At 40.0% G+C, this 22,820-nt stretch carries 27 protein-coding genes; 11 read left to right on the forward strand and 16 right to left on the reverse strand.

Going from position 1 to position 22,820, the window contains the following annotated elements; translation table 11 throughout:
* Positions 1-54: 54 nt before the first annotated feature.
* From yidC to ASL19_RS05115, 3 genes are all read left to right on the forward strand, one after another.
* A complete protein-coding gene (yidC, locus tag ASL19_RS05105; RefSeq protein ID WP_057177512.1) occupies positions 55-1,224 on the forward strand; it encodes a membrane protein insertase YidC in 1,170 nt (389 codons plus the stop codon).
* 12 nt (positions 1,225-1,236) lie between these two features.
* The gene (locus ASL19_RS05110; protein ID WP_057177513.1) at positions 1,237-1,776 is read left to right on the forward strand and encodes a R3H domain-containing nucleic acid-binding protein; all 540 of its coding nucleotides are present in this window, start codon (positions 1,237-1,239) and stop codon (positions 1,774-1,776) included.
* Positions 1,777-1,847: 71 nt separating this feature from the next.
* Positions 1,848-2,345 carry a DUF177 domain-containing protein gene (locus ASL19_RS05115; RefSeq protein WP_057177514.1) on the forward strand — a complete coding sequence of 166 codons (498 nt, stop codon included), beginning with the start codon at positions 1,848-1,850 and terminating at the stop codon, positions 2,343-2,345.
* Positions 2,346-2,400: 55 nt separating this feature from the next.
* Here ASL19_RS05115 and ASL19_RS05120 read toward each other — a convergent pair whose 3' ends face one another.
* Positions 2,401-3,594 (reverse strand): esterase-like activity of phytase family protein, encoded by a 1,194-nt coding sequence (locus ASL19_RS05120; RefSeq protein WP_057177594.1) that lies wholly within the window; start codon positions 3,592-3,594, stop codon positions 2,401-2,403.
* A 92-nt stretch (positions 3,595-3,686) separates the two neighbouring features.
* Between ASL19_RS05120 and ASL19_RS05125 the strand changes: the two genes are divergently transcribed.
* Entirely contained in the window at positions 3,687-4,943 is a 1,257-nt protein-coding gene (locus tag ASL19_RS05125) for an MFS transporter (protein WP_057177515.1), read from the forward strand.
* On the opposite strand, the gene ASL19_RS05130 is transcribed toward ASL19_RS05125, so the two are convergent.
* The 7 genes from ASL19_RS05130 to ASL19_RS05160 form a co-directional block, all read right to left on the reverse strand.
* Complete coding sequence (locus ASL19_RS05130) at positions 4,926-6,287, reverse strand: UDP-glucose/GDP-mannose dehydrogenase family protein (protein WP_057177516.1); 1,362 nt, start codon at positions 6,285-6,287, stop codon at positions 4,926-4,928. The two genes, ASL19_RS05125 and ASL19_RS05130, sit on opposite strands and share 18 nt — an antisense overlap.
* A gap of 45 nt (positions 6,288-6,332) precedes the next feature.
* Positions 6,333-7,268, reverse strand: coding sequence for a UDP-glucuronic acid decarboxylase family protein (locus ASL19_RS05135; protein ID WP_057177517.1), 936 nt, complete (start codon positions 7,266-7,268; stop codon positions 6,333-6,335).
* 98 nt (positions 7,269-7,366) lie between these two features.
* Entirely contained in the window at positions 7,367-8,020 is a 654-nt protein-coding gene (locus tag ASL19_RS05140; RefSeq protein ID WP_057177595.1) for an HAS-barrel domain-containing protein, read from the reverse strand.
* 70 nt (positions 8,021-8,090) lie between these two features.
* The gene (locus ASL19_RS05145; protein WP_040009990.1) at positions 8,091-8,285 is read right to left on the reverse strand and encodes an NAD(P)H dehydrogenase subunit NdhS; all 195 of its coding nucleotides are present in this window, start codon (positions 8,283-8,285) and stop codon (positions 8,091-8,093) included.
* 80 nt (positions 8,286-8,365) lie between these two features.
* The gene (gene rodA / locus ASL19_RS05150) at positions 8,366-9,679 is read right to left on the reverse strand and encodes a rod shape-determining protein RodA (protein ID WP_057177518.1); all 1,314 of its coding nucleotides are present in this window, start codon (positions 9,677-9,679) and stop codon (positions 8,366-8,368) included.
* Positions 9,680-9,710: 31 nt separating this feature from the next.
* Positions 9,711-10,781, reverse strand: coding sequence for an Mrp/NBP35 family ATP-binding protein (locus ASL19_RS05155; protein ID WP_057177519.1), 1,071 nt, complete (start codon positions 10,779-10,781; stop codon positions 9,711-9,713).
* A 74-nt stretch (positions 10,782-10,855) separates the two neighbouring features.
* Positions 10,856-11,338: a hypothetical protein gene (locus ASL19_RS05160; protein WP_006278554.1), complete on the reverse strand. Its 483-nt coding sequence runs from the start codon at positions 11,336-11,338 to the stop codon at positions 10,856-10,858.
* Positions 11,339-11,586: 248 nt separating this feature from the next.
* Here ASL19_RS05160 and hemF point away from each other — a divergent pair, with 248 nt between their 5' ends.
* From hemF to psb29, 3 genes are all read left to right on the forward strand, one after another.
* Positions 11,587-12,636: an oxygen-dependent coproporphyrinogen oxidase gene (hemF, locus tag ASL19_RS05165; protein WP_057177520.1), complete on the forward strand. Its 1,050-nt coding sequence runs from the start codon at positions 11,587-11,589 to the stop codon at positions 12,634-12,636.
* Between the two features lie 119 nt (positions 12,637-12,755).
* Positions 12,756-13,109, forward strand: coding sequence for an STAS domain-containing protein (locus tag ASL19_RS05170; protein ID WP_057177521.1), 354 nt, complete (start codon positions 12,756-12,758; stop codon positions 13,107-13,109).
* Positions 13,110-13,187: 78 nt separating this feature from the next.
* The gene (gene psb29, locus ASL19_RS05175; RefSeq protein ID WP_057177522.1) at positions 13,188-13,892 is read left to right on the forward strand and encodes a photosystem II biogenesis protein Psp29; all 705 of its coding nucleotides are present in this window, start codon (positions 13,188-13,190) and stop codon (positions 13,890-13,892) included.
* A 141-nt stretch (positions 13,893-14,033) separates the two neighbouring features.
* Here the strand turns inward: psb29 and ASL19_RS05180 are convergent, their stop codons facing one another.
* Both ASL19_RS05180 and ASL19_RS05185 read right to left on the reverse strand, forming a co-directional pair.
* The gene (locus ASL19_RS05180; protein WP_006278558.1) at positions 14,034-14,633 is read right to left on the reverse strand and encodes a biopolymer transporter ExbD; all 600 of its coding nucleotides are present in this window, start codon (positions 14,631-14,633) and stop codon (positions 14,034-14,036) included.
* Positions 14,623-15,360: a MotA/TolQ/ExbB proton channel family protein gene (locus tag ASL19_RS05185; RefSeq protein WP_057177523.1), complete on the reverse strand. Its 738-nt coding sequence runs from the start codon at positions 15,358-15,360 to the stop codon at positions 14,623-14,625. The genes ASL19_RS05180 and ASL19_RS05185 overlap by 11 nt, the downstream gene beginning before the upstream one ends.
* Positions 15,361-15,439: 79 nt before the next feature.
* Here ASL19_RS05185 and ASL19_RS05190 point away from each other — a divergent pair, with 79 nt between their 5' ends.
* A complete protein-coding gene (locus tag ASL19_RS05190) occupies positions 15,440-15,733 on the forward strand; it encodes a YkvA family protein (RefSeq protein WP_057177524.1) in 294 nt (97 codons plus the stop codon).
* On the opposite strand, the gene ASL19_RS05195 is transcribed toward ASL19_RS05190, so the two are convergent.
* On the reverse strand, positions 15,681-17,081 hold the full coding sequence (locus ASL19_RS05195; protein ID WP_057177525.1) for a sensor histidine kinase KdpD: 1,401 nt from the start codon (positions 17,079-17,081) through the stop codon (positions 15,681-15,683). The two genes, ASL19_RS05190 and ASL19_RS05195, sit on opposite strands and share 53 nt — an antisense overlap.
* Before the next feature lie 475 nt (positions 17,082-17,556).
* Here ASL19_RS05195 and ASL19_RS05200 point away from each other — a divergent pair, with 475 nt between their 5' ends.
* Entirely contained in the window at positions 17,557-17,877 is a 321-nt protein-coding gene (locus ASL19_RS05200; protein WP_006278562.1) for a DUF3155 domain-containing protein, read from the forward strand.
* Positions 17,878-18,177: 300 nt separating this feature from the next.
* Here the strand turns inward: ASL19_RS05200 and ASL19_RS05205 are convergent, their stop codons facing one another.
* Positions 18,178-18,726, reverse strand: a complete 549-nt coding sequence (locus ASL19_RS05205; protein ID WP_057177526.1) for a cofactor assembly of complex C subunit B — start codon at positions 18,724-18,726, stop codon at positions 18,178-18,180.
* Positions 18,727-18,906: 180 nt separating this feature from the next.
* Between ASL19_RS05205 and ASL19_RS05210 the strand changes: the two genes are divergently transcribed.
* Entirely contained in the window at positions 18,907-19,476 is a 570-nt protein-coding gene (locus ASL19_RS05210) for a DUF3611 family protein (protein ID WP_006278564.1), read from the forward strand.
* Between the two features lie 40 nt (positions 19,477-19,516).
* On the forward strand, positions 19,517-20,797 hold the full coding sequence (gene serS, locus ASL19_RS05215; protein ID WP_006278565.1) for a serine--tRNA ligase: 1,281 nt from the start codon (positions 19,517-19,519) through the stop codon (positions 20,795-20,797).
* Here the strand turns inward: serS and ASL19_RS05220 are convergent.
* The 4 genes from ASL19_RS05220 to ASL19_RS05235 form a co-directional block, all read right to left on the reverse strand.
* A complete protein-coding gene (locus ASL19_RS05220; protein WP_369814497.1) occupies positions 20,777-21,052 on the reverse strand; it encodes a FeoA family protein in 276 nt (91 codons plus the stop codon). The two genes, serS and ASL19_RS05220, sit on opposite strands and share 21 nt — an antisense overlap.
* A gap of 88 nt (positions 21,053-21,140) precedes the next feature.
* Entirely contained in the window at positions 21,141-21,440 is a 300-nt protein-coding gene (locus ASL19_RS05225; RefSeq protein ID WP_006278567.1) for a 2Fe-2S iron-sulfur cluster-binding protein, read from the reverse strand.
* Positions 21,441-21,580: 140 nt separating this feature from the next.
* Entirely contained in the window at positions 21,581-21,946 is a 366-nt protein-coding gene (locus ASL19_RS05230) for an iron-sulfur cluster assembly accessory protein (RefSeq protein ID WP_057177528.1), read from the reverse strand.
* A gap of 88 nt (positions 21,947-22,034) precedes the next feature.
* The gene (locus ASL19_RS05235; protein ID WP_006278569.1) at positions 22,035-22,814 is read right to left on the reverse strand and encodes a HesA/MoeB/ThiF family protein; all 780 of its coding nucleotides are present in this window, start codon (positions 22,812-22,814) and stop codon (positions 22,035-22,037) included.
* Between the last annotated feature and the right edge of the window lie 6 nt (positions 22,815-22,820).

Raw genomic sequence — 22,820 nt, forward strand, 5'->3', positions numbered from 1 at the left:
TAGATAAATTAGATTCAGTTTACGTTTACATTACCTTGGGTTGGATTGAGAATAATGGATTTTGGTATTGGGTTTCTCTCGAACAATGTCATGTTGCCAATCATAGACTTTTTCTATGGCGTTTTCCCCAGCTATGGATTGGCAATTGTGGCTTTAACACTAATCATTCGCTTCGCACTCTACCCTCTGAGTGCTGGGTCTATTCGCAGTATGCGTCGCATGCGAATAGTACAACCTTTGATGCAAAAGCGGATGGCGGAAATAAAAGAGCGCTATAAAGATAATCCGCAAAAACAGCAAGAGGAAATGGTAAATGTCCAAAAGGAATTTGGCAATCCCTTAGCTGGATGTTTGCCACTGCTGTTACAAATGCCAGTGTTGTTGGCTTTGTTTGCTACTCTCAGGGGTTCGCCATTTGCGGGTGCTAATTACTCAGTTAACCTACAAATTGTGCCCTCAGAACAAATTGAACGCATTCAACCTCAGGCTTTTGCTACCTCTCCTCAAAACATTTACGTTGCAGACGGTGTGCACACTAAAATCACCGCCATTCTTCCTGGTGGCAATAAATTGGCAGTAGGGGAAAAAACCAAGATCCAATATCAAACTATGGAGGGTAAACCCTTTGATGCACTCTTATTGGAATATCCCCAAACAAAGTTGACCCCCGAATGGAAAATCATTAAGGGAGAAGACCGCATCAAGATTGACTCAGAAGGTAATGTTGAAGCTCTGCAACCAGGGGACGTGACAATTCAAGGCACAATCCCTGGACTAGCTGCCAATAGTGGATTTCTGTTTATTGATGCGTTGGGTAGGGTGGGAGCAATTGATCCCGATGGCAAGGTACACTGGGACATTGTTGGTATGATTATTTTCTTTGGCATTAGCTTATACTTTAGCCAAATGCTGTCTGGGCAAAATTCCAGTGGTGGTAACCCTCAACAGGAAACCGTCAATAAAATCACTCCTGTGATTTTTTCTGGGATGTTTTTGTTCTTTCCTTTACCTGCAGGTGTACTCATGTACATGGTAATTGGTAATGTTTTCCAAACCCTCCAGACCTATATTCTGTCTCGGGAACCTTTACCAGAGGAGCTGCAAAAGATTGTAGCAATACAGGAAAAAGAAAAACAAGCAGCAACGGTAGATGTGAAGACCTTACCCTTTGAACCAAAAGGTTCCAAGAAAAAACAGCCCAATAACAAAGAATCTAAAACCTAAGTAACCCAACTTATGAGTGACATTTCTATGCAGCACAGTGAACAGTGGTTAAAACAATTGCTGCAGTTAGCTGGAATCTCTGCTAATGTTTACAGTCAAATGGGTGCTGCACCAACTTTAGAAACAGCTCCCCTGGAACCAAATAGCTATTGGTTGACAATTGATGACTCTAATTTAATGCCCGAACAGATACGGGTATTGATAGGTACTAGCGGATCCGTTTTAGATGCTATACAGTCCTTGGCTAATTCTGTGTTGAACTTACATCACCAGGAACAGGAACAAATATCCTATATCATTGAGTTGAATGGTTATCGTGTCCTAAGACAAGCAGAAATCAGTACTTTGGTGAAAACTGCAGCTCAGGAAGTGCGGTTTTCCGGAAGGGAGGTGGAAATTAGATCTCTGAATTCCGCTGAGAGACGACAAGTTCACAGCTTCTTGAAGGAATTTCCAGATTTGGAAACCTTTAGCCGTGGTCGGGAACCTAATCGCAATCTGGTGATTCGTTTAGCCACTCAATCGCCAGCTAATTCTGATTACTCAAGCTAAAATGGGGTTAAATGCGAAGGTTTAACAATACTTTCCAATTGGGTAAATATTGAAGTGTATTCATAAGTATCATGGATGCTATTTTTCTGCCACAACTAACTAAGGCTCCGCAGTGTACAGAAGAGATTCAGGTTGATGAATTTCTACCGGGGCTAGAAACTTTAACACCCGTGCGTGGTGTTGTTCGTTTGCAACACCATGGTAATTACTTAGAAGTTTCTGGTAAAGCAGAATCTATAATTACTTGTAGCTGTAACCGATGTTTACAACAATATAATCAGAGGTTGGCTATTAAGACTAAAGAAATTATTTGGTTTGACACTAATTCTAGTCCGGTAGAAGATTTACCCTTGGAAAGGGAAGTTGCTATGGAGGATTTGGTAGAAACCATTGCACCTGATGGTTATTTTGATCCTGGTGAGTGGGTATATGAACAGATGTGTTTAGCCATTCCTCAACGCCAGTTATGTAACTCAAATTGTCCGGGAATTATAGCTACTGGTGTTAATGAAAGTTCAGTTGATAGACGTTGGTCAGCTTTAGAGAAATTGAAAAATCAACTTTCCTAGGGTTTTGATTAATTGGAAATAGGTAAAACTTTTTCCAATTACTTTTCAATTTTAGTCACCAGGTCAATCCCAACTGATGTAGTAGTCTTTTTAAGGGGGATTCTCTTTTCAGTTTTAACGCTAGTATTTGGGTGCTTTGTAGTCTATTAAAGTTGTTATCACCCACCAAAATTAGAGAAATATTGCCATCGGATAATTTTGGTCCGATAGTTAGTCCCTCTATATTATCTAAGGGTAGGGGTAGGGTTTGCAAATCTAGAAGTAATTTTTTCTCAACTGGTTTGATTTTGCCGATGTCAATAGCTTTAAGACTAGGGATATTCTGAATATCATCAGCATTGTTCAGAGACACTTCGAATAGGGAAACTGCAAAGCCCACACCGGTAAAGCTTCTTTCTAAACTGAGAAAGTTTCCTCTATTATCTAAAGCTACTAAATCCGACAGTCCACTATAAAATCTATCCATGAAGTTAAATAGGGGTGTAACTGGTTCCATAGGGTAGAGAAATTCTTTTTGCGGTTGATTATAAGTGAGGTTATATTGTAGAATTCTACACAGAGTGCCAAATTTGGGTTTAGCAGCTTCACCATCTTGAACTAGGGCGTTTTCCGTAGCTGTAAACAACATTTGATTGTTAGGTGTGATTGTCAAACTTTCAAAGGTTAAACTATTATGCACACCCCGTTGATTTTTGCCATCGGGTAAAAATTTCTCTGGTATGGGTAGACTATTAATTGCGTTCCCTGAAGCTAGAGAAAATTCCCGAATAAACGGATTAATTGATTGACTGACATCCCCCTCTGAAGAAATAAAGACGGTGGATTTTTTTGTCACTGCAATACCCTCGGGATCAATTCCCCCAAGGGCAAATTTTCGATTGTTTTCATCTAGTAGAGTTGTGACACCTACAGGTAGTACTTTGCTTTGGTCTAACTTACCTTTACTTAGGTCAATTTTGAAGTTATAGAACCGAGGTGGTCCTTTTTGTCCCCGGTTATCGGAAACAACATAGTAAAGATCGTGATCAACATCATAGGTAATTCCTGAGAGTCCACCTATTTCAGTATTTTGAAAGGTATATCCCGTGGGTAAAGTAGCTACACCAAGAAATTCTATGTCCGTGATTATAACGCTTGCAGTGGCTATCTGACCTAAAAATAAACCTATAATACTAACAATGACCATGGTAATAATACCATAAATGACCATTCTGGGATTTTTCCATTTGGCTTTTTTGTGTTCTTTCATCTTGAACTCACATTCTGCAGATAATCCAGAGCGATGACCCATCTTAACATATACTTAATAGATGACTATTATTTATTTAGGTAGTGTTCAGCGTGAGAAATTCCCCCAGCTTAGATCCTGATTTGAGGAAAAACTTAGTAGTAATCTTTACATGTGGTTTGTTGTTTTGGTCAGCTTTGGCGTCCCTATTGCCCACACTGCCATTATACATAGAGTCCCTAGGGTCAACAAAGCAACAAATTGGTATTGTTATGGGTAGCTTTGCTGTGGGAGTATTAGTGTTTCGCCCCCAGGTAGGAAAATTAGCAGACCGTCAGGGGAGAAAGCTAGTTTTACTAATTGGTATGGTAGTAGCCACAATTGCCCCTTTAGGTTATTTAGCAGTAAAATCCCTGGTGGGATTGATGCTAATTAGAGCCTTTCATGGTATAAGCATTGCAGCATTTGCTACAGCCTATATTGCACTAGTATCGGATTTAGCTCCGGATAACCGTCGTGGCGAAGTTATTGGGTATATGAGCTTAGTCAATCCCATTGGGGTAGCTGTTGGTCCTGCCCTGGGTGGATATTTACAAGCCATAGCGGGTTACACCCCATTATTTATTTTCTCCAGTTTACTAGCTGGTTTAGGTTTAATCTGTGTGATTCCTATAACCAATCCCCCCACATGGAAAAATAACAAACAAGAAACAGGGGATGATTTCTGGGGAATTTTAATTAGTCCTCGAGTTCGTGTCCCAGCAATTATATTATTGATCATAGGTTTTTCCATTGGTACCATACACACCTTTATCGCTCTGTTTATTAAATCAATAGGAATTGATTTAAACGCTGGCTTATTTTTCGCTGCTGCGGCCATTTCCAGCTTTGTTATTAGATTATTTGTAGGTAGAGCTTCAGACAAATATGGTAGGGGTTTATTTGTCACTCTTAGTTTAATCGGTTATGGCATAGCCATGCTAACTATTTGGCAAGCCAACAGTTCTCCAATTCTCCTATTGGGAGCAATTGTGGAGGGTGCTGCTTCTGGTATTGCCATTCCCATGATTTCCGCCATGATGACTGATAGAGCCCTACCCCATGAACGAGGGCGCATTTTCAGTGTATCCCTGGTGGGATTTGATCTGGGACTGGGTATAGCTGGTCCAGTGGTGGGTTACATAGCCCAATCCACTAGCTATCGTCATGTTTTTGGTCTTAGTTTTGGTTTAACCCTCCTGGCTATTTTAATCTTTATGTCCCAATCTAATCATGGGGTATTCCAATCACTACGCTTTGCCCTAGGTCGTAGTAAGGATGTTTATCAACGATCAGCAAGCGATTCTCCAACCTTATCTACCAATACCTAAATATTGGAAACCAGCGTTAATCAACATTTTTGGTTCTAGAAAATTTCTGCCATCAATCATTACAGCATGTTTCATCAGTTTCGCCATTTTTCCATAGTCCAAGCTGATAAATTCTTGCCACTCTGTTACTAGCACTAAAGCATCACAACCATCTGCCAATCTTTCAACATCGGTTTCCACTAACACCCCGGAAAGACCATGGCGCATACCAGATTGGGAAATGACCGGGTCGTAAGCTTTTACTTTTGCGCCTAAACGATTTAGCTCCTGTATAAGTTTAAGCGCAGGGGCATCCCGTAAATCATCTGTATCTGGTTTAAAGGTTAGACCCATCAGTCCTACGGTTTTACCTTTGAGAATTTTTAACGCCTGTTGCAATTTTTCTATGGCAATTACCCGTTGTCTTTCATTTACACTTACCGCAGCTTTGAGTATTTGGGTATCATAACCATAGTCATCAGCAGTGTGAATTAGAGCTGATATATCCTTAGGAAAACAAGAACCACCCCAACCAATTCCAGCTTGTAAAAATTTGCTGCCAATGCGGGAATCTAAACCTATGCCTTTTGCTACTTGAGTAACATCCGCACCTACGCGATCGCAAATATTTGCTACTTCATTAATAAAGCTAATCTTAGTGGCTAAAAAGGCATTTGCCGCGTATTTTACCATTTCAGCTGAACTCAAATCCGTCACCAACAAGGGTATGGGTGGTAAGGATTTGTCCACGGCAAATTTTCTTTCTATAATTGGGGCGTAGAGTTCTTTCATCATACCAATAGCTTCTGGACTACTTCCTCCTAGAACAATTCGGTCTGGGTTAAAAGTATCATAAATTGCCGAACCTTCCCGTAAAAACTCTGGATTGCTAACCACATCAAACTCAGGGGAATTTACTCCTTCTACCAAGGATGCTTGGCGTTCAGCAAGGCCATCTAGCACAATCATTCGTACCCAATCACCAGAACCAATAGGTACGGTAGATTTATTCACAATCACCTTATAACCATCATTCAAACTTGCTCCAATACCACGAGCTACTGCTTCTACATATCTAGTATCACTTTCACCATTTGGTAAGGGAGGTGTTCCCACTGCAATAAACAGAATTTCCCCATGGGCCACTCCTGCGACTAAATCTGCTGAAAAATGAATATTACCGCTATTTATGGCAGATTGCATAATTTCCGATAGTCCTGGCTCAAAAATTGGCGATTGTCCAGACTTCATCATTTTAATTTTTTCTTCGTTGTTATCTATACAAATAACATCATGTCCAATGTGTGCTAGACAGGCTCCCGTTACTAACCCTACGTAACCGGTTCCAATTACACAAACGCGCATCTTTCAACTCCTAATTTTTTCTAATTTTTGTATAATTCAATATTTTTAGTCATTAGCATGAATACGGGAGTAGAAGTCTTCCACAGTCATCTTTAACCCGGTTTGTAGAGAAATTGTTGGTTCCCAATTTAACCAGGTTTTGGCCCTGGTGATATCGGGACGACGACGACGGGGATCATCTGCGGGTAGGGGTGTAAATTTAATTTGCACCTCTGGATTAATCATGTTTTGTATTGTCTGGGCCAGTTCTAAAATTGTGTATTCTTCTGGATTTCCTAGGTTGACAGGACCAGTGTAATCACCATTCATTAATTTAATTAAACCTTCTACTAGGTCTGAAACATAGCAGAAACTCCGAGTTTGTTGACCTTCCCCATATACAGTTAGGGGATTACCCCTCAAAGCTTGAACTACAAAATTACTAACCACCCGACCATCGTTTTCTAACATCCTTGGTCCATAAGTGTTAAAAATTCTAGCTACCCGAACATCTACTTTATTTTCTCGGTGATAGTCAAATGTTAATGTTTCAGCAACCCTTTTACCTTCGTCATAACAGGAACGAATCCCGATGGGATTTACACTACCACGATAGTCTTCCGTTTGGGGATGGATTTCTGGATCTCCATAAACTTCGCTAGTAGATGCCAATAAAAATCTAGCCTTGACTCTCTTGGCTAAACCTAACATATTCAAAGTTCCCATTACATTTGTCTTGACAGTTTTAATGGGGTTGTATTGGTAATGTACTGGGGATGCGGGACAGGCTAAATGATAAACTTGATCTACTTCTAAGCGAATTGGTTCGGTAATATCATGACGAATAATTTCAAATCTAGGATTATTTAACCATGACAGCAAATTTTGTTTACTTCCTGTGTAAAAGTTATCAAGGCATATAACTTCATGATTGTTGGACATTAGACGGTCTATAAGATGAGAACCTATAAAACCCGCTCCACCAGTGACTAAAATTCTCATGGTTGTTTGATTATTATTACTCCTATAGGATATTCATGCTGGTTGCAAATTGAGAAGTGTGCCAGCCAAATTTGTTCGGTTCTAACTGTTCGTTCTAACTAGGGATGGATCTGACCAAGAATAAATCTTAATTGATCATAATCGTCCTTTAAAAGTAAACTTAGGTAGCGACAGGCTTTTACAAGCCATTCTCTGTCTAATTTACGTAATTTATAAACTTCACGAATCGCGGATGCAACTAATGATTCTACTGGTGCTCCGGGAACTAACAGTAAGGTTCGCAGAAAATCCATATTGTCCGTAAATCTAAGTATAGATTCTGGTCTACACTTATACACTGCCTGATGAATTTGAGGTGGACGTTGAGGTAAATAGTGATACATTTGTCTTTGAGTAGATATGTCCGATGGTGCCTCAAAACCAACAATAGCAGCTTTAAATTCTGTTTTCAACATGGCAAATATTTGGGGTTGTTCCTGACGTAAATTTTTTAGGGACAACCCCAGGGCCCGCGCCCGGTGCACACTGTCTATGGGAGCAGTAGTGGCATAGTATACTACAGCATATATTTGATTATCGGATTCTTCATCAAAGGCGGAAATCCAGCTACCAAAAGCTGGCATTAGGGGAAATCTTAAATCTTCCGGATCCAAACACTGAGCCAGAAACTCGGTAGAGCTGGTTTCAATTACCTCAGCAATGTGGTCAGGATGACGATCTTCTGTGGCAAACTGTGGTAAAGGTAAAAACATGTTGATACTGGTATAAGAGAAGAGGGTGGGTGACAATCGTGAGTATAAAATCCCCACCCAAACTTCATGGTCATTTTCCTTTTTTTGTGGGTATAGTTTCCACTACTTCTAATTCCGGAAGGCGAAAGGTGATAATTTTATCCCAGTTACCTCCTTCAAAAAGAACGGCAACTTTACCATCGCTAACCCGTTGTACAAGTCCTTCATAACGATAATAAGTGTCTGCAGTATTTTTGACGCGAACAGTAGCTCCAGGTAGAATCATGTTTTTATCCTCAAATTTTGTTGTTAGCTTGATCATATAGTAATCCTAAACTATTGGGTATTGGGGGGGGGAAGATCAATTTAGTAGTATTTTTGTTGCTGACGGAAAATGGCTACAGATTCCACTATTCCTAGACTGATAAAGTTAGTCAACATTGCTGAACGTCCATAGCTCATCCAGGGTAAGGGTATACCCGCCACCGGTGCTAAACCCAGAGTCATACCAACGTTGACAATCAGTTGAAATACAATCATTGACAATACACCAATAGCTATTAGGGAGCCAAAATTATCTTTGGCAGTTTTGGCCACATGGAGCAATCGGAAGCAAATTAAACAGTACAGGGATAAGACTATTAAACAACCAATAAAACCAAATTCCTCCCCAACTGCGGAAAAGATAAAATCTGTGTGCTGCTCGGGAACAAAGTTTAATTGAGTCATTGGACCTTTAAATAATCCCCATCCCCACACTTCCCCTGCACCAATAGCAATGCGGGATTGCACCAGGTGATAGCCAGCTCCTAGGGGGTCGTGGTCAGGGTTCATAAACACAGTCAGTCGGTTTTTTTGATATTCTTTTAAGACATGATTCCAGGCAAAAACCCCCAGTTCACCACCTAACATGTTTAAACTAAAACTGGTGATCGCACCAATGTTAAATTTCCGCCAGGGTAAATTTAACCACCCTAAAACCCCCATGGCGATCGCCCAGAGTACTCCCAGGGGACTAAAAATGAGTTCTTTAAAGAGTATAATTGGTTGAGACAAGGGCCAAGAGGTACTAAACAAAATAGCAGATATTACTGGGGAACCCATCAGGATTAACCAAGCAGGGTTAGCATCCGCCCAGTAGAGCATTCCTATAACTATGGAGGCGAATACTAGTGAGGTAGCTAGGTCTGGTTGTAAAAACACTAGTAACCAGGGAACTCCTGTAAATGCTAAAGCTCGAAAAAAATTGTCCAGACTGGAAGCTGTGCGCTTGTGCAAGAGAGCTGCTAGGGTTATAATAATTCCTATTTTAGCAAATTCCGAAGGTTGTACATTAAACCCTAAAACGCTAATCCATCTTTGAGCCCCTTTAGCACTTGTACCAACTATCATCACTAAAATTAGGCTGAAAGTAGTCAACCCGTAGGTGAACCAGTGCCATTCTATTAGTTTTTCATACCGAAACCGAGATAGACACAAGGCTATAATCGACCCAATACCGGTGATCAGCCAATGCCACCACCAATCAGTAACAGGTTGATTGCGTTCTGTACTAAATATCATCAACCCGCCAAATAAACTAGCTGCCACAGGTAGACATAATAGCAACCAGTCCATTTGTTGCCAGGGTTTTATCCAAGAATGCCAAGTAAATTTTCGAGTTGAACGTTTTAATAACATTATACTAATAAACAGTAGATGTTAACACTAATCATGTTAGAGCTGCTATAGAAACCTTAGCAGCGATCCCTTGGGCGATCGCCTTCAGGGACTGAGCGGAAACTGAGTCTGGGTGAGAAATGACCACAGGTATACCATTATCTCCACCAATTCTGATAGACATTTCCAAAGGTACACGCCCCAAAAGTGGTACTTGCAATTCTGCAGCTGTTTTAGAACCACCACCGGAACCAAAGATGTCATATTGTTTATCCTGTTGATCCGGAGGGATAAAATAACTCATATTTTCCACAATTCCCAACACGGGGACATTCATCTGTTGGAACATCCGTAAACCCTTGCGGGAGTCCAACAAAGCTACGGTTTGAGGTGTGGTAACAATCACTGCACCTGATATAGGCACTGCTTGACTTAGGGTTAATTGGGCATCTCCCGTTCCAGGTGGCATATCCACGATTAAATAGTCAATTTCACCCCATGCAACCTGATATAGGAACTGACGAATCACACCATTGAGCATGGGACCACGCCAAACAACTGGCTGATCCCGGTCTATTAAAAAGCCCATGGATACTAACTTCACACCGTAATTAAAAGCTGGTTCCAGGATTTCCCCGTTTTCTGAGGAGCGCACGGCAATTTCTGCATCTGCTAAACCTAACATAGTTGGGTCATTAGGACCGTAAATGTCAGCATCTAATAAACCCACTTTAGAACCTGCTTGTGCTAAAGCCACAGCCACATTGACAGCTATAGTGCTTTTACCAACTCCACCTTTACCACTAGAAACAGCAATTATATTTTTTACTCCCTGGATACCAGTCCTGTCCGGTAGAGATTTCTGTTGGGGTATTTCCGCTGTTACCTCGACTGTTATATCTGTAACACCTGGTAAATTACGAATAGCTTTTTTACAATCTTCTACAATAAATTCTCGTAATGGGCAAGCGGGAGTAGTCAAGACTAAAGTAAAGCTAACTTTGCCACCATCAATTTTTACGTTGCGAATCATATTTAGTTCCACCAAACTTTTGCGAAGTTCTGGGTCTTCTACTGGACGCAACACTTCCAGCACTGACTGGGAATTGAGGAGATTGGACATAAATACCCGCCTTAATCAAATTTAAAAGACTTTAATTTTTACTAATTTAAATCTTAACCTTCTGTGGTTAATAGTTAAACATTAGATCCCTGGGACATTTCCGCTGCTTCTACTAAACAGCGTGCCACCCGATCTATATATGAACCAAACAATGACCAAATTATCGGGGATAACCAACCACGTAAGTCCACTGAATAGGATAAATAACTACCACAGAGAGTAGACTCTATTTGATAAGTTACTCTTTCTTCTATACCAGGAACTGCCAAAATACGAACGCTTAGCAGTTGTTTAGGATTTACCCGTTCTACGAAAATATGAATAGGAACTGGCCAAAATCTTGACACTGCCTGAAATATTAATCCTGGCTTGGGCACTAAACCTAGGGGTACATTAGTGCTTTTAAACAAGGGATGCCAGGAAAAGTCTGTGAGATCTGACACCTTGAACCACAATTGATCTACGGAAGCAGAGCTGATTTGTCGATAGGTTCTCATTAGGGAAACGCAAACTCGACGATGCTTACGGTGGAGGAATTTGGATAACCAATCTTGCACTCTTATCTCTCCTATCTACAATTTGTCTGTTTAATGGTCAGCGGTGCATCCTAGACACATTTTCATTTTCCATTTCATTGTAGAACATGGGAAGCATCTGATATGCACAATCGGCCCTTTTCTCACCTGGGTGAACTTAATTTATTCTGATATAGTTTCTGATATAATTTTCCCAAACGATTTGTCGTTTTGATTGACGTAAAACTTCCAACTTCTGTAAAAATTGTAATCTTTAGGTTCGGGAATCTATGTTGACTAACTCGCAAACCCCCACTCTCTCAGCAGAATTATCCAAATTTCTTCCCCCCCCTGACTCTCAAACTAGAGCCAGTCAGTTCATGAAACAACTACAAGATAAAATTACTACTGAGTTAGAACTATTGGATGGTGGGAGCAAATTTACTGAAGACTCCTGGGAGCGTATAGAAGGTGGTGGTGGGCGTTCCCGTGTCTTGCGTGAAGGGACAGTTTTTGAACAAGCTGGTGTTAATTTTTCCCAAGTGTGGGGCGATCAGCTGCCACCATCTATTTTAGTTCAGCGCCCAGAAGCTGCAGGACATGGCTTCTATGCTACTGGTACTTCCTTAGTTTTACATCCGCGTAACCCATACATACCTACTGTTCATTTGAACTATCGTTACTTTGAAGCAGGTCCGGTATGGTGGTTTGGCGGTGGTGCTGATTTAACTCCTTACTACCCTTTTGCTGAAGATCCTATTCATTTTCATCAAACTCTTAAAAATGCTTGTGATAAACATCATGTAGATTACTACCCAGTGTTTAAACGCTGGTGCGACGAATATTTCTATCTTAAACATCGGGGTGAAACCAGAGGTGTGGGAGGCATATTTTTAGATTATCAGGATGGACAGGGTGATATTTATCGAGGTCCTGATTCCCAGGGGGAAGCTGCTAACTACAGTCGAAATTTGACACCGCTACCCCGTCGTACCTGGGAACAAGTGTTTTCTCTAATCCAAGACTGTGGTCAAGCATTTATCCCAGCTTATGCACCTATTGTGCAACGTCGCCGAAATACGGAATATGGCGATCGCCAGCGTAGTTTCCAATTGTACCGTAGAGGTAGATATGTAGAATTTAACCTAGTTTATGACCGAGGTACGATTTTTGGACTACAAACTAATGGACGCACGGAGTCCATTTTAATGTCCCTACCTCCTTTGGTTCGCTGGGAGTATGGCTATCAACCACAACCAAATTCTCCCGAGTCCGAATTGTATGAAACTTTCCTCAAACCCCAAGACTGGCTCAATTGGAAGTTACAATCTAGTCATTGAGTGTATGTAGCATTGGTATGGGCTGGTATAATAATATGGCAGCAAGACAGCAGCTTTTTAATATTCCAGCCTCAATTGGTAAAAACTGCTAAAACTATTAGACAAGAATATTAACAAATATGCTCTCTATACAAGAAAAAAGCTATCAGACTAAAAGCGATGAAACTGTAATTGTTTTAGCACCAGCGGGTCGCCTTGATATTACAACTGCTTGGGAATTTAGATTAAAGTTACAGGAGTGTATTAGTAAGAAGAATTGTCATCTAGTGGTGAATTTGGGAGGAGTAGATTTTATTGATAGCTCTGGTTTAACTTCCTTGGTAGCTGGAATGCGTGATGCAAACAAGTTAAATAGAACTTTTCGCATTTGTAATATTCATCCAGATGCAAAACTCGTTTTTGAGGTCACCATGATGGATACTGTGTTTGAAATCTGTGAAACAGAAGAGGAAGCTTTTGCTATTCCTTTTTGAATGCACAACTGAATCTAAGAAAGGACGGCTTTTTGTTAGAATAGGAAATAACAATACATTGCCCTTAACATTTTCCTTGTGAATAACTTCCGTACTGTCTCTGATACAAAGCGAACTTTCTATAGCCGTCATACCCGCCCCATCAACACTATTTACCGTCGGGTAGTAGAGGAATTGATGGTAGAGATGCACTTGCTGTCAGTCAATGTAGATTTTAGCTACAATTCAATCTATGCCTTAGGGGTTGTCACAACTTTTGACCGCTTTATGCAGGGCTACCAACCATCCAAGGATCTAGTATCTATTTTTAATGCCATCATTTGTGCTGTGGAGCAGGATCCCCAGGTGTATCGCCAGGATGCAGCCAAGCTCAAGGCTATAGCTAACTCTTTTTCTGTAAAAGACTTAATTGCTTGGTGCAGTCAAACTACCCCATTGGATCAAGATGCTAATCTGCAAGCGGAACTACAAGCTATAGCCCAAAATCCTAATTTTAAATACAGTCGTTTGTTGGCTATTGGTTTATTCTCCCTATTGGAATTGTCAGATCCTGAATTTGTTAAGGATGAAACTCAGCGCAATCAAACTATTGCAGTTATTGCTCAAGGTTTAAAATTGTCTGAGGATAAACTAAATAAGGATTTAGACTTATATCGTTCTAATCTTGATAAGATGGAACAAGCACTAACAGTTATGGCGGACATGCTGGCTGCGGACAGGAAAAAGCGTGACCAGCGTCAGCAGAACTCTGGTAATCCTCCTCTGGCTCCAACTAATGAATAATTAGGGGCGTCATTGACGCTGAAATTCCCCGCGTTTATGCGTGGGGAATCTCAAAATAAGAAAACTCCCCTGAACTCGTTTGGTTTACAATCTAATAAAGAGTTTCAGGGAAGCAAAAAATAGGTTTTTAAAAATCACATCTTACCTTTGGGGTACAGGTGTTTGGGGAATAGTAATAGGGGGAGAATTCCCAGCAGTTGGTGGTGTGGGAAGGGCACTTGGTGGATTCAACCCAGGATCAGCACCAGGAACCGTGGGTAAATTTAGTGGTGGTACAATCGGAGTCCCAGGAAGGTTTAGTGAATCAATCACCGGTTGAGAAGCTCCGGGGATAATTCCCAAGGACACTCGGTTTCCCCCCACTTGTCTGAGTAAATCTAATGTTTGAACCACATCATTATAGGTAGCTGTGCGAGAAGCATTCAGAACTAAAATACCCTGGGGATTTCCAGTAATATACTGTTTTAATCGCACTTCCAATTGTTCCCTGGTCACCGGATCCTTTTCAATGTAAGTTTTACCTACAGCATCAATAGTAACTGGTAAAATGTTACTTGGCTGGGAACTAGCAGCGGAGGTAGTACCTGTGGTAGCTTTGGGTAAATCAACATTAATTGCCTGCTGTCTGGTAAATTGCAGTGCTGCTAATAGGAAAAAAGTCAGGATGCAAAAAACAACATCAATCAAAGGAATAATTTGAATCTGAACTTCTTCAATGGGGGTATGCAGGTTAACTTTCATTTTCTGGCTCTGATTCTGAACTGGTCACAGGATTTTCAATAGGGTGAGTCAACTCTTCTTCCACTGGAGATTCTTCTGTAATGAAAACAAATTCTCTTTTCTTAGACTCAGGTGGAGATTGACGATACAACAACTCTAAATCATTGCCAGCTTTATTAAACACTTTCACTTGATTAACCGCAAAGGATTGAAATAGACGATAAAACACTAAGGTGACAATGGCAACTATCAAACCAGAAGCAGTGCTAATTAAGGACTCACCAATACCTGTGGTGACACCCGCTGTAGATTCTGTACCCAGATCACCAATTTTAATTGCTCGCAAGGATTGAATTAAACCTAAAACCGTACCTAATAATCCTAAGAGTGGTGAAAGCGCGATTACAGATTCTAGAAGTTTTTCTCCCCTTCTCATTCCTGCTATTTCTTCTGCTGCTGTAGACTCCAAGGCTAGTTTAAAGGTTTCAGCATCACTTTTTTGCAACCGCAGTGGGGCGTATAGAAAACGACCTATGGGCTGATCAGTGGCTTTTTGGGCAATTTCTGTGGCTATTTCCCAGCTATCTATTGCAGCATCTAGCACTCTTTCTACTACTTGTTTTTCTTGGCTCAAAATTCGTAGCCAAAACCACAAACGCTCAAAGATTACACTTAGAGATAGTACGGACAGTACTAACAGCGGCCACATGGCTGGACCGCCTTTCTTGAACAAATCTAAAATATCCACTTTTCCAGTCTCCTCACTACACTAAATATAGCAATTATGCTAGAACATTTTTCTTAACCACTAAATTCTGGAAAAAAATATGAGCTTTTCCGTACAATCACTTTACTCTTGGTATGGCAGTTTGATCCGTAAACCTAAGTACCGCTGGTGGGTAATTATGGGAACTATTGTTTATTTGGTTAGTCCCATTGATATTGCCCCCGATTTTATCCCTGTTGTTGGTCAAATTGATGACTTGGTTTTATTAACATTATTGGTATCGGAAGTGTCTAAATTGGTTATTGAGGGCTGGAAGTCTTCTAAAGCTAAAACTAACTCCCCTATAAAGGATGTTGATTCAAAAGATGTGGTAATTGAGGTAACCAAACAATAAAGCTGGTTCCCGGAAGAGAAGAGGATGCGCTATCAAATTCTACTGCAGGGCTGAAAACCTCTATTTCTCCCTGCATTTGTGCTATCAGTTGTTTGGCGATCGCCATTCCTAAACCTGTGCCGGGAATGTCAGTATTAGCTTGTACTCCTCTGTAATTTCTTTCACCCAAACGATCCAGATCCTCTTTGGGTATACCCGGACCTGTATCGCTAATAGCTATACCCTGAAAGTCTGTATTTTTTTGTAGAGACTGAATGGAGATTTTTCCACCCACAGGGGTATATTTTATGGCATTATCTATGATGTTACTGAAAACCTCTGTGAGTGCCTTAATATTGGCTTTTACTGGTGGTAAATGGTTGGGAATGTCTATTAAAAGTTGAATAGTTTTTTCCTGAGCTAGGACTTGTGCAGATGCTAGTAGGGGTAGTAGTATATCTTTTAAATGACAACTAGTAGGCTCTTCTCCCGTTCCTGGCAACAACAGCGGAGCTGTTTTCTGGGGAGATGCTTCCACTGTAAGTGCTAATCCTAGTGTGGGAATAGCTGTTGTGTCTCTGTTTTTTGAGTCTAAAACCTGATCAAAGTTTTGCAATAACTCCTGCAGGCGATCGCTTTGGTTGATAATATTTATGGCTACTTCCCTATTAGTATCATTAGATCTTAATCTTTTTAAAAGAAGTTTACCAAAAGTACGAATAGCAGTCAGAGGATTACGAAACTGATGTAAAAGATTATCTAGTAAGTCCCCCTGCTCCTTTTGTAAGGCTTTTTCCTGCTGTAGTTGGTGTTGTAACCAAACTTGACGCTGATCCAATATACAGGCGATCGCTAAAGTTGTAGCTATGCGGCGAACTTCTTCTTCTTCCACTTGTTTCCACTGACGATCTTCCCTTGCTGTCAAAAGCAGTCCCACCATTAAACCTTCATATACCAGGGGTAATACAACTTGGTACTGTCCAAATAGATATTTATCTTCTAAGTTAAGGGACTTATTATAATCACTAGTATAAGCACCAGTTGATTGGGGAGATGAGGGAATATAGTCTAATCTTGGTGCTAACAGTTTTTGATCTGGTAATGACAACACATAACTAGAGTCGCTCAAATTTTCTAAATTGCCAAATTTGAGGTTGTTAACTTTTATTCTACCCACGTCCTGGGAATAATTTAATCGAGAAGCTTCTGGATAAACCAGAACGGGAATTAATAACCCTTCTCCACTGGGGTGGTCTACCAGTTCCTGTGTTAAGTAGACTACACTTGAAGACGCTCCCAGTCCCTGGGTTAACAGTGATACTTGCTCTTGACATAGAGCAATAAAATCAGAACTGGCAGACATTAACATTTTTTGAAATTCACTGAATAAGTGTATAAGTGCTACGGATGCCTATCAACTATTTTGTAAGCATTTTGGCTAAAGCTATAACAGAAATTAGAATTTAGAGGTTATGTGTGTAAGCTAGTTATGTTTTATCAATGGGCGCCCTTTTGCCATCTTGTTTATTGGTATCCGTTACCTATTCTAATTCCTAATTGTTAAGTGAAGTGAATTTATCACCATTTATTATTTTATTACTATTTTAATATTACTTCAGCTATCATATAACACCTTAACTACTACGATTTGCGTATTTATTAATATTTAATATACACAAGTTATTTTAAAATTACTGAGTAATTGATCCCAGTTGAGGAATAGATTGATAGAGATGTATCGAAAGGTTAAAAACCATTGATTTTTTCTGGCAACCCGTATATAATTACCACGAGTTTTGTAGCTGTGACTACAATCTTCTAGCTTGAAAGAGGAGGACAATAAGTTGGCAAGGAGACGTAAAAGAAAAAGCCGTCGTCGTCAGGAAGGACGACGGATTCTGGAAAATGTGCCTCAGTACAGCATAGAAAGCGGCGAAGACAAACCAGTGACAGCAGCGAGAAAGTTTATTCACGCTGAAGGTATCTTGCCTCCTGCCTTGCTATTAGTAAAAAGGAACGAACACACCACAGACCGTTATTTTTGGGCGGAAAAGGGTCTGTTTGGTGCTCAATACGTAGAAGAGAACCATTTTTTATTCCCTAGCTTGAGAATGTTGGAAACTCCAGCTAGTGCAGAACAACTAGTGAATCTGGCAAATCGCTAGGTTCTGGAATGGTTTTTTTACGCATTCAACTTCTTACTTCTGACCCCAAAATCAATTAACTGGCAAAATTGAACAGTTGACGCAAAAATTCAATTTTTTTTTAGTTTGTGGCCGAACTGACAGTGGTGCTAATCAATTGGATAATTAAACCTGGTACAGCAGAGAGTGACAACAAAATCAAGCGAAGGGTATGTTACTAAAATAACTGAGTTAAGTTGATTTCTTAGTAAGACCATTAATACAAAGTTTGTTATGTGCTCTCTGTTTTCCGGTTGGAAGTAGGTAATTGGTGTCAGGGTGTTAGGTTATCACATCGACAATTTTTACTTGTAAAGCTTTTACTTGTAAAGCCCTTTTTAACTCCGCGAGTTCATCTCGGTGAGCAGTGACAGTGATTATACTTGAGGGGTGTTGTTCATTTTGGCAAAACTCCATTTTGAGTAATACCTTCTCAATTCTTCCGGATTGGCGCCAGTAGAATATACCACTTAATGGTGCTACTAAAACCAAAAAAAATGGATTCTGACTGGAAAAAAGCTGGGCTAAAACTAGTCCTAGACAAGCAAGACCTAGAGCAGCTAAAACAGTCAGAAACACAGCTAAAAACCAACTAGGTTGGACAAAGCCCTCGAAAATGACTTCCTTTTTTTCTGGATCTGCGGAAACCACTCGATAAGCACGGGATTGGAAATAGTCCTTGAGTTGACCCATCAGGATGGTTTCATCGTCTTCAGAGGCTATTTTTGCTTGTTCAGTGCGATCTTTGGTGGAAGCACGAATAAAGAAAAACAACCCCACAAGCAATAACAAGGTGAGGAGAAGGGTGGATGGAATGATAGCAGTATCCATGACTTTTATTTTTTTAAATGAATCCCACCTATTTATTATTAATGATTGTTGATCTATTCTGGAGTCAAACCAGTCAAGTGGGATTTTTGATAGTCACTAAGAGATAAGCTACTAGATCTATTGACTTTTATAGAAGTTTCTTAAAGAGTTTATTGATCCTACTATGGGAATTATTTAAATATGACGAAGGACTTGGAAATGCAATCCACTAATATAAGAGCGATCGCCCAGATGTTTCGCTTAGCGGGTTGGATTAGTTTTTGGATACAACTAGTATTAGGTGTGATATCTGGGATAATAGTATTGCTATATGCCTTTTTTAGTCAGAGACCGGGTAGTCCTAATAACAATCCGGGCACGGGATTTGGCATATTTTTGGCCGTATGTGGATTAATAGTTTTAGGTGCGGGTATTTATTTAGGTTACAGGTATACAAGAATTGGTAAACAACTGGACTCATCCAATCCTAGCAATCGTCCACGAAAACTAGAGAGTGTACAGGTGATTAGACTAGGCGTATGGATTAATCTAGGAGGTATTTTAGTGACTTTATTAGGTGCTCAAGCAATTGTAGGCACATTGGTTGCCCGATCAATTTCCCCCCAAGCAGTTACAACCCAGCTATTTGATCCAAATCGAGTGATTAGCGGATTGGATATGTTAGTTGTTCAAGCGAACACCAATACAATTTCAGCTCATTTTGCAGGGCTTGTTTGTTCACTGTTTTTACTAAATCGAATCACAAGATAGTTGATCGAAAATTTTTCAATCTTTTTTGGAGTGATGACCAATGCTGGATATTAAACAGATTAGAGAAAACCCACAACTGATACAGAAAAAGCTGAATAGTCGCGGTGGTAAATATGAAATTCAGCCCATATTGGATTTAAGCCAAAAACAACGGGAGTTGGAATTAGAGCGCAACGAATTGCAAGCTAGAAGTAATGAAATTGGTAAACTGGTAGGTCAAAAGGTAAAAACAGGAATTAGTCCTCAAAGTGAAGAACTTCTCTCGTTAAAGGAAGAAGGCAATCTGGTTAAAACTAAACTAAGCGATTTAGAACCTAGAGAAAAAGAGTTAAAAGGGCAAATTGAACAGTTGTTATTAGCACTTCCCAATCTTCCCAGCGACAGTACCCCCATTGGTGAAAGCGAAGATGATAATCCGGAGATTAGAAGATGGGGAGATGAATATAAACCCCAAAATGCCAATATATTACCCCACTGGGAAATAGGAGAAAAGTTAGGTATCTTAAACTTTGAAAGAGCAGTAAAGATAGCTCAAAGTAGGTTTGTGAACTTAATAGGTGCAGGGGCTGCTTTGGAACGAGCACTAATTCAATTTATGTTAAGCAAGCACATAGAAAACGGTTATATTGAGATTAGCCCACCCTTATTAGTAAATACGGATTCTCTGACGGGAACTGGACAACTGCCCAAATTTGCCCAAGAGAGTTTTAAATGTGCAGAGGATGAGTTATGGTTAATTCCTACAGCAGAAGTTCCCGTCACTAATTTATATAGAGGGGAAATTTTGAACAAAGAAGATTTACCAATCTATCATACTGCATATACTCCCTGTTTTAGAAGAGAAGCTGGTAGCTATGGTAGGGATATGCGCGGTTTAATTAGACTGCATCAATTCAATAAAGTTGAGCTGGTAAAGATAGTGAGCCCCGAATCTTCTTTTGAGGAATTAGAGAAATTAGTAGGGAGTGCGGAGTCAATTTTACAGTCTTTAAAATTACCGTACCGAGTAATTGAACTATGTACTGGTGATTTAGGGTTTGGAGCAACCAAAACCTATGATTTAGAGGTGTGGTTGCCATCCTTTAACAAATATAGAGAGATTTCCAGTTGTTCTAATTGTATTGACTTTCAAGCTAGGAGAGCAGATATTCGGTTTAAAGAGGCTGGTAAAAAAGGAACGCGTTTTGTACATACACTAAATGGTTCCGGACTAGCTGTAGGAAGGACAATGGCAGCGATTTTAGAGAATTATCAGCAAGCTGATGGAACAGTTAAAGTACCAGAAGCGTTGCAGAGCTATTTAGGTAGAGAAGTTTTGTAATACTCTGACATAAATAGCTCCCATGGTTTCCCTATCTATAGTCATAGATACATTTGCAGCTTTAATAATAAAAACTGGCAATTTTTGCTCAACCATGATATTAGTTCCTGTCCTAATACCCATTGAAATCAACTTTTTTTTAATGATTTCATTTTGGGGTTGACAGACTGTAACAATTCCCTTTTCTCCAGTTTGAAGTAATTCCAAAGAACAACCAACCACAGTAAAAGGAGTAAACATTGTCAAAATACTCACAGAAATTGAAATAGGAGTAATCTTCTAACTTGTATATGGTCCAGAACGCTAGGGTTGATGATTAGGTAGGCGTTCTGGTTCGCCTTAGCTATACAAGATTTGCTTCTTGATGGGTTTTAATTGTACAGTTAGAGCGAGGATAGGTAACACATAATAGGGCAAACTTCTTAGATAATTGGTCATCATCTAAGAAATTTTGATCATCTTGGTTAATCTCACCTTCTATAATTTTGCCCACACAACTAGAGCAAGAACCAGCGTGACAAGAAACAGGCAATTCAATATCTGCTTCTGCTGCTGCATCAACAATTGATGTCTCTTCATCACAGTCAATTGTAGCATCTAAACCTTGCTTTTCGTTAACCAATCTGACTTTATAGGTAGCCATAGTCTTTCTCCTGAAAATTGAATAGAATTTGTAGTTTAGGTAGATGCTACCCAGACAAAAATGTGGAGAATGTTCACGGTTGTAAACTGATGCGATGGAACTAGTTTCCTTATTTATTTTTTCCCAAATTCCAAATAGTTTTAGCTGTAAGGTACACCATTGGGTGAACAATCTCCCGATTTGAAAGACTTACCACAACCACAAGTATCGGTAGCGTTTGGATTAGAGAACTTAAAACCGCTATCCATGACTCCTTCAATAAAATCAATTTCCACCCCTTCTAACAAGGGCGCACTTTTAGCATCAATATAAAGCAACACATTTCCCTGTTTAGTAACAATATCATCAGGTTGGGGTTGACTGGTGATTTCAATACCATATTCATAGCCACTACAACCACCATTTTTTACAGAAATGCGTACACCTGACTGATTTTCTTGGGTAGCAGAAGTTTTTAAAAACGCCCGCAAACGAAATTCCGCCTTTTCGGTTAAAGTTATAGTCATTTTTTTTCCTATTGGCTAAGATTTAGATTGGCTGATGGTTTATTTCTCAATTCCATCATCAAGTTCATGAAGTTTTAGGAATAAATCTTTAAACAGATAAAGACTGAGATTGGGAATATCGCCAAGGTGCAGTGTTACCACAAACTGGACAATTACGATCTCTCTGGGAACGACGCTTAACAAATTCCATTCTGGAAAAATTAATTGTTAGCAGTTCTGACAACAATGGTTGACTAAAACCTGTAATGAGTTTAATAGCTTCCAGAGCAGTTAAACAAGCTAAAGTTCCAGAAACAGCACCCAAAACTGAAAACCCACGTCTATCCCAATCCGGTTTTTCTGGAAACAAACAGGATAAACAGGGAGTAACACCGGGAATAATTGTTGTTAGGTATGCTTCCATTCCATCCATAGCTGCTTCTACCATTGGTTTGCGCCAACGCACACAAGCTGCATTTAGTAAATTCCGCTCGTTGAAATTGTGAGCACAATCCAGGGCCATATCAGCAGATTGCACTAAAGAGTCTACATTTTCTGCAGTGATATAATCATGAACTGCTTCAATTTCCACATCGGGATTAATAGCTTCGAGTGTTTCCTTCGCCTTAAAAATTCTTGGTTTACCTACCCAATCATCGGTCATTAAAACCTGGCGATTCATGTCATCCAGACGTAAATCACCACCACGAACTAAAATCAGACGCCCAACACCTGCTACTGCTAAATAAAGAGCTGCAGTACCACCTAATCCCCCCACACCAGTCACCAGAATCGTCGCTGATTTAAGACGATTTTGAGCTAGTTCACCGAAATTTGGCAGCATCATTTGGCGACTATACCGCTCTAATTCCTTAGGCGTTAGACTCATTAATTC

It is taken from the genome of Cylindrospermopsis sp. CR12, assembly GCF_001432185.1.
Lineage (GTDB): Bacteria > Cyanobacteriota > Cyanobacteriia > Cyanobacteriales > Nostocaceae > Raphidiopsis > Raphidiopsis raciborskii.